The sequence below is a fragment of the Allobosea sp. genome (assembly GCF_017308015.1).
GTDB lineage: Bacteria > Pseudomonadota > Alphaproteobacteria > Rhizobiales > Beijerinckiaceae > Allobosea.
In genome coordinates this window covers 1-7,564 of the sequence record NZ_JAFKFW010000054.1, presented here as the reverse complement: position 1 = coordinate 7,564, position 7,564 = coordinate 1, and the positions used below count along the sequence as shown (strand labels likewise).

Annotated in this window: 4 protein-coding genes and 1 pseudogene; 1 reads left to right on the top strand and 4 read right to left on the bottom strand. The window is 64.1% G+C overall.

The window, feature by feature from the left end:
- The 4 genes and pseudogenes from J0I42_RS23870 to J0I42_RS23855 all read right to left on the bottom strand — a co-directional run.
- A pseudogene (locus J0I42_RS23870) lies at nt 1–290 on the bottom strand (glutathione ABC transporter permease GsiC); the annotation flags it as partial.
- 49 nt (nt 291–339) lie between these two features.
- On the bottom strand, nt 340–1,872 hold the full coding sequence (locus J0I42_RS23865) for an ABC transporter substrate-binding protein (RefSeq protein ID WP_291658672.1): 1,533 nt from the start codon (nt 1,870–1,872) through the stop codon (nt 340–342).
- Between the two features lie 67 nt (nt 1,873–1,939).
- Nucleotides 1,940–3,694 carry a hydantoinase B/oxoprolinase family protein gene (locus tag J0I42_RS23860; protein ID WP_291658671.1) on the bottom strand — a complete coding sequence of 585 codons (1,755 nt, stop codon included), beginning with the start codon at nt 3,692–3,694 and terminating at the stop codon, nt 1,940–1,942.
- Between the two features lie 2 nt (nt 3,695–3,696).
- Nucleotides 3,697–5,730, bottom strand: coding sequence for a hydantoinase/oxoprolinase family protein (locus tag J0I42_RS23855; protein WP_291658670.1), 2,034 nt, complete (start codon nt 5,728–5,730; stop codon nt 3,697–3,699).
- Nucleotides 5,731–5,875: 145 nt separating this feature from the next.
- Here J0I42_RS23855 and J0I42_RS23850 point away from each other — a divergent pair, with 145 nt between their 5' ends.
- Entirely contained in the window at nt 5,876–6,799 is a 924-nt protein-coding gene (locus J0I42_RS23850; protein WP_291658669.1) for a LysR substrate-binding domain-containing protein, read from the top strand.
- The last annotated feature ends 765 nt before the right edge of the window (nt 6,800–7,564 follow it).

Here is a 7,564-nt window from a genome sequence, read left to right as displayed (position 1 = left end):
AGCCCGATCTCCTGGATGACCGGATAGTCGTCGATCAGGGACGCGCCGAGGTCGCCACGTGCCAGCCCGCCGAGGAAATGGCCGTACTGGACCAGGAGAGGCCGGTCCAGCCCGAGCTTCTCGCGCAATTCCTGCACGGTCGCAGGATCGGGCATCGCCCCCGAGGTCGACAGCAGAAGCTCCGCAGGATCGCCCGGCACCATATGCAGCGCCAGGAAAACGATCGTCGCGACGACCCAGGCCATCGCCAGGGTCAAGGCCAGCCGCCGGCCCAGCCACGCAGCGCTCATCCGAAATACGTCCCGTTCGACGGCCTCTTACGATCAGCGAAGAGCATCATCAGCCGATAGCCGTTTCGGCAAGCGTCATCGGCGAATAGAAGGACAGCGACCCCGGCAGGCTGCGGAAACCCTGGACCTCGCGCTTGAACGCATAGCCCTGGGAGCGCCATGCGAGGCCGACCATCGGCGCCTCCTCCAAGGCCAGCCGGAGCATTGCATCATAGATCTGTTTGCGTGCCGCCGGATCGAGCTCGCCTCGCCCCTTTGCCAGCAGGTCCGCGATCGCCTTGTTCTCGAAACCGAAGGAGCGCTGGTAGGACGGGGTCGTGCCCGCCAGGAAGCCCGACATCGCGTCCGGGTCCTCATAGTCGAGCGCATATCCGACGACGGCGAACTCGTACTGGCCGCGATTGCCCATCTGCAGGCGGGTCGCATAGTCGGGCAAATGCAGTGTCACCTGGATGCCGACGGCCGCCAGGCTCTGCTGGACGATTTCCGCAGTATCCTTGTGCATGCCGTACTGCGCCGAGGATAGAAGCGTGGCCTGGAAGCCGTTGGGCATACCGGCTTCGGCCAGAAGCTGCTTCGCCTTCGCGATATCCTGTTTCCAGTGGGTTTCGCGTGCCGCATCGTAGAACGGCGAGTTGGGAATGACCGGGAGCCCTTCCATGGGCGTACCGCGGCCGAAGAATGCCGCTTTCACGATATCGGCGCGATTGACCGCGTAGGCGACGGCCTGGCGCACCTTGGCATTCGCAAACGGACCTTGCTTGACGTTGAAAACGAGCCCCATGAACGGGCCGTCGGTGGCGTCGAGGGTCAGCGCCTTGTTACCGGCGATCGACTCCATGCTCTGCCAGGGTACGTATTCGATGAGATCGACATCCCCAGCCTGAAGCGCCGCGACCCGCAGGTTCTCATCCGCATAGGCGATGCAGGCCAGTTTCGGCGTCTTGGGAAAGCCGGGGCGATAGAACCCCTCGAAAGCGGCCAGATCGATGCGGGTGCCGCGTTCGGTTCCGGTGATGCGATAAGGGCCGCATCCGATCGCTTCGGTATCCGTGGATTTGGCCGAGATGATCGGTGCGTTGAAGCTGGCGAGATGGAACGGGAACGTGGCCGATGGGGCCTTCAAGGCGATCTTTACGCTTCGCCCCTTGACGTCGACGCTCTCGACGATGTCGTAAGCCGCCTTGAGGTAGGCTGTCGATTTTGCGCCGGCGATCTGCTCGATCGTGAACTTGACGTCTTCACCCGTGACCGGATCGCCATTCTGGAATCTGGCATTTTCACGGAGCTCGAAAACATAGGCGCGGTCGCCATCGGCGCGGTAGCTTTCAGCAATCTCGCCGCGCAGCTTGCCGGCGGCGTCGTAACCGATCAGTCCACGATGGACCATCATCTTGACGGCAGCCGCACTCGTTCCCGTGTGCTGAAACGGCCTCAGATTCGCCGGGAAACTCGACAAGGCGAAGCGCAAGGTATCCTTGCCTTGCGCGAACAGTGCTTTCGGCGTCGCGAGTGCACCCGCGAAGGCAGCGCCCCCGATCAGGACAGCGCGACGGCTAGGATCAAGGCTCCGGTCTGTCATCGTCCACTTCCCCTTTTGTTGGTTCGGAGCGATGTCGGCTCGACGCCACGCGCTCCGTTTGTGAGCCTCAACCGCGCAGGTCCAGCGCTCGCGTCACCATCTCCGGCCCATAGTCCCGCTCGGCTTGCGCGCGGCTGGATTTTCCGGAACGGATGTCCTGTGCCAGTGCGGCAAGCTCGCGCTCGGCCGGCAGCCCGAAGCCCCCGCCGCCCGGCGTCTCCAGTCTGACGGACTGGCCGGCCTGCAGAACCAGGTTGGAGATCTTCGACGACAATTCCTCCGCCTGCTCCGTGCCGTGATCGCGGACCAGACGCGCGGTGCGCCCGTCGAGACCGCCAAACAATCCAGGCGCCCCGGCCCGATGGCCGTCCGAGCGGGCGGAGAAGACGATGCCGTCCCGGGTTGCCGAGATCTGGCGCGCGATACCCATGCCGCCACGATGGCGGCCGGCCCCGCCTGAATCCTCGACAAGCGCATATTCGTCGACAAGGAGAGCATACTCGTTCTCCAGCGCCTCGGCAGGCAGGTTCGAGGTGTTGGTGATGTGGACATGGATGCCGTCCATGCCATCGCCCCCATGACGAGCCCCGGCCCCGCCACCCATCGATTCCAGGTAAACGAACGTGCCGTCGTCTCGCCGCCGCTGCCCGGAAAAGATAATGACCGGGACCACGTCCTGCGATGAAGCCATAGCCCGCTCCGGCGGAAGAAGCTGCGCGAAGGCACCGAACAGGGCGCGCGCCACCTTGTTGCAAGTGATCGAGCGAGCGCCGACCGGCGCCGGGTAGCTTGGATTGAGGATGCTGCCGGCTGGCGACGAGACCTCGACGCAGGAGAACATGCCGCTGTTGGGCAGAAGCTCGGGGTCGAGAAGCGTCTTGACGACATAGTAGCAGGTGGCGAGCAGCGCGCTTTCGGCGACATTCATCGCACCGCGCGCCTGCGGGCCGCTACCGGTGAAATCGAGGATGAGCCGCTCGCCGTCGACGATCACATTGGCCTGCAGCGGGACGCGCTCGCCACCCAGCCCGTCATCGTCGAGATAGGCGACGAAGCTCGCGCGGCCGTCCTGCATGTCGCGGATGCGGTTGCGCAGCCTCCGGCCGGTATAGGCGAGCAGGTCGTCGACCGCCCCGGTCATGGCCTCCAGCCCCATCTGGTTCGCGAGGGCGAGGAGCAGTCGCTTGCCGCGCTCGTTCGTCGCGATCTGCACCTTGAGATCGAGCGAGCGCTCCTCGGCCTCGCGCGAATTCTGCGAAACGAGATTCAGCAGGTCCTCGTCGAGCTCGCCCGCCCGTACGATCCGGATCACCGGTATCCGCAGCCCCTCCTCGAAGATCGAGCGGGCCGTGCCCGAGATCGAGCCCGGGACGGAGCCGCCGACATCGGAGTGATGGCCGATATTGGCGGCGAAGAAGCGCACGGCGCCGTCGATGAATACGGGCGTCACGATCGAGATGTCCGGCATATGCGTGCCGCCGGCGAGATAGGGATCATTGCAGATGAAGGCGTCGCCATCGCGCATACGCTCGACAGAACAGGCCTTCAGCACGGCCGTGACGCTGCCCATCAGCGAGCCGAGATGCAGCGGCACATGCGAGGCTTGGCAGATCAGCCGGCCGCGCCCGTCGAACAGGGCGACGGAGCAGTCCTTGCGCTCCTTGATATTGGTCGAGAAGGATGAGCGCACCAGCGTGTTGCCCATCTCCTCGGTGATCGAAAGCAGGCGGTTCGAGAACACTTCCATCGCGATCGGGTCGGCCAGGCGCGTTTCGCCGGTCGTGCGCAGGGCGGGCAGACTGTCCTGGAGCGAGGCGGTCATGTTCAGAGCTCCACGATGAGGTTGCCGAGCGTGTCGACCGCGAGGCGCTGTCCGGGGGCGACGACCGTGGTCGAGCTCATCTCATCGACGATGGCCGGACCGGCGAGCGTGATGCCGGTGCCGAGCGTGGCTCGATCGTAGACGGGCGTATCGAGCCAGCCCTGTGCGAACCGCACGCTGCGCTGTTCCTTCGGCTGCGGCGCCGCATCATGCGTCTGCGGGACACGCGGCGGATGGCGTTCGACGGCTCCGACCACCTTCAGCCGGCAGTTGACGACTTCGATCGCCAGACCGTCGACATCGTAGCCGTATTCGCGCCGATGCGCGGCGCGGAAGCAGGCCACGAATGTCTCGAACGCGACTGCGGCCGGCTCCTGTTCCAGCCTGACCTGAACTTCGTGGTTCTGCCCCTTGTAGCGGGCCTCCACGACGCAGGACATGGAGCGTTGCGCCGGCGCGACGCGCTCCGCTTCGAACCAGGCCAGACCGCGCTCACGCATGCCGTCGAACTGCGCGACGATGCGCGGCCAGCTTCCGGCGTCCGCGACGATGATCTCGCTCTTCACGAAATCGAGGCTGAGATCAGACATCAGGATGCCGCGCGCGCACATCGTGCCCGGCTCCTGCGGAACAAGCACGCGCCGAATGTCGCATTCCTCGGCGACCGCGAGGGCATGGAGCGGGCCGGCACCGCCATAGGGAAAGAGCGCGAAATCGGCGAGATCGTGGCCCTTCTCGGTCGAAACGGCACGGATGGCGCGGCTCATGTTGGCGACGGCAATGCGGATGATGCCGAGCGCCGCATCCTCGACCGAGAGGCCAAGCGGCCTGGCGATGCGTTCTTCGATGGCGCGGCGCGCGGCAGCCTCGTCGACTTTCATGCGACCGCCGAGAAGCGTGACGGGATTCAGCCGATGCAGCACGATGTTGGCATCGGTCAGCGTTGGCTCGGTCCCGCCCCGGCCATAGCCTACCGGCCCCGGATCGGCACCGGCACTGTGCGGACCGACCTTGAGCGCGCCGGCATCGTCCAGCCAGGCGATCGAGCCGCCCCCGGCGCCGATGACGTGGATGTCGACCATCGGCGTGCGTACGGGATGGTCCGCGACCATCCGGCTGGCGGCGAAAGCCGGCGCCCCGGCCTCGACCAGCGAGACATCGGTCGAGGTGCCGCCGACATCGAAGGTGATGAGATTGAGCAGGCCGGCCTGCTTGCCGACCTCGGCGGCGCCGACAACTCCGGCTGCCGGCCCAGAAAGGCAGGTGCGGACCGGGTTGTCGCGCACGGTTTCGACCGACATCAGCCCGCCATTGGAATGAATCGTGTAGGGCTGCGCTGCGATGCCCAGCGCCTCGAGGCGCCCAAGGAACCGGTCGAGGTAGCGATCCATGCGCGGTCCGACATAGGCGTTGATCACCGTCGTCGAGAACCGCTCGTACTCCCGGAACTCCGGCAGTACGCCGGACGAGGTCGAGACATAAGCGTCTGGCGCGACGTCGCGCACGATCTCCGCCGCGCGGCGCTCCTGTGCGTCGTCCAGATAGCTGTGCAGGAAGCAGATCGCGATCGCCTGGGCGCCGTCCGCCACCAGCAGGCACGCGGCCTCGCGTACGGCTTCCTCGTCGAGCGGCGTCAGACAGCGGGCTTCGACATCGATGCGCCCGCTCACCTCGATACGGCGCTGGCGCGGCACCAGCGGCTCCGGCTTACCGATGGAGTAGTCGAACAGGTGGGGGCGGGTCTGCCGGCCGATTTCCAGAACGTCACGGAAGCCCTTTGTCGTGATAAGGCCCGTACGCACGCCACGGCGCTCGATCACCATATTGGTCGCAACGGTCGTACCATGGCCAACGAAGGCCAGTTGATCGGGACGGATCGCCAACTGCTCGATCAGCTCCGCCAGTCCTGTCTCGATCGCCTCGGATGGATCTGAAGGCGTTGACGGCACCTTGAAGTGCCGCACCGCGTCACTACCCTCATCGTGGATTGTGAAGTCGGTGAATGTGCCCCCAACGTCAAAGCCAACCCTATACATGAATCGTTGGACTCCGCTTGCACGGCCGTTTTCATGCGCATTTCTTATACGCAGGAACGCCATGAAGCGGAGAGTTGCATCGATGATTTCCCTGTTTCAAATACAATCTTCGACAGCGCGTATGTGAAAACCTTATAGTGAGGCCATGGCTCGCCAGCTCAGTTATCGAGGTCTCCAGGCCTTCCGTCTGACGATGCTCACCGGTTCGGTCTCGGCCGCTGCGGCAGCGATGAACCTGTCGCAACCCGCCATCAGCCGCCTGCTGAAAGAACTGGAGCTCGACACCAGTCTGGGGTTGTTCGATCGGGCGTCGGGGAGGCTGGTCCCCACCTGGGAAGCCAATCGGCTGCTTCAGGAAGTCGAGCGGTCCTTTGTCGGGCTCGACCGGATCGCCGCGGCCGTGAAGGACATCGGGCGCGGCTGGGCTGGCACGCTGTCCGTGTCGGTATTGCCTGTGCTGGCACATTCCTTGTTTCCACGGATCCTGGCTGAGTTCGCGGAGCAGATGCCTGAAGTGTCCATCCGGTTCGATTCGAACGGCTCGGAGACTGTCACCCAGCAGGTCATGAGCGGCCAATACGATATGGGCTTCGTCAGCATCTCGGTTCCGATGGCGGATTTGGAGATCGTGAGGCGCTACAAGGTGCCGTGCCGTTGCATCATGCCCGCCGGCCATCGCCTAAGCGAGCATGACGTCGTCCATCCAGGCGATCTCGAAGGCGAGACGCTTATCAGCGCCTCGCGGCGGACGCTGATGGACACGCAGGTCCACTCCCTGCTGAACCGCCATGGCGTCAAGGTATTCATGTCGATAGACACCCCGCTTCTGCCATTGGCATCGCTCCTGGTGCTGGAAGGAACGGGAGTTGCGATCGTCGATGCGATCACCGCCGCGCATCACGAACGCCTCGGCGGCGTATCCAAGGCATTCGAGCCATTGATTGAACTGGAGCTGGCGGTTGTCCGGCGTCGCGATGCCAGAGGATCGCAAGCCGAGACAATCCTATTGGATCTCTGCGATCGCCATCTCGTGCATCACGCGGAATTATGGCGAATTCCAATCGAATGAATCAATGAGCAAATCGGCGACGGCCTGTTCGCGCGCTCGTCCTCGAGCTGCTTCAGCCGGCGCATCTCGGCCGGCAGCAGTCCCTCGTACTTCTTCTTCCAGGAACCGAAGGTCCGCGACGCGAATTACGTCGCCTGGCTGATCCGGGCCCGCCGGCAGATCTCCGCCATTGGAAGCCCGCCCCCGCAACCATCGCTAGAGAAGCCCCGGAATCAGACGATTCCGGGGTTTTTTGTTCGAGGCCGAGTAGCGGTGGTTGCGCGTCCGCGCGAGCTTCGAAATGAACGCCTTCTGGGCGTCCGACAACCTCGAAGTCTTCATCGTCTTCCGCTTCACCCAGCCCAAGGGAAACGACGCGGAAAACGCTAACCCAAAGCGATCCAGCTTTAAGGGCTCAGATCACTGGAACCCACCGGCAACATCCCGCCAGCCGAAGCCGAGGAGCGCTACTACGTATGCTGAGCGAACCAGCCATGCCAGCGTGGCTCAAACGAAACAGACTCCGACAAACCCGGAGCGGTTGATTCGTCGTTCTGAGAGACTCAAAAGGCGAATGGGCTATTGAAGATGTGGTCCGAAAGATTTTTTGTCGTACACCCCTGATTGTTTAGCGTCCAAGTCCGCTCACGCGGCCTTTGCGAGGCTTGGGGCGACGGTGAAGGGAGCAGCCGTCTTGGCCTTGATCTCGTCGAGGGTGACGCCCGGCGCGATCTCGATCAGGGTCAAACCGCCGCCATTGGCCTTGTCGCAGCTCATCACGCAGAG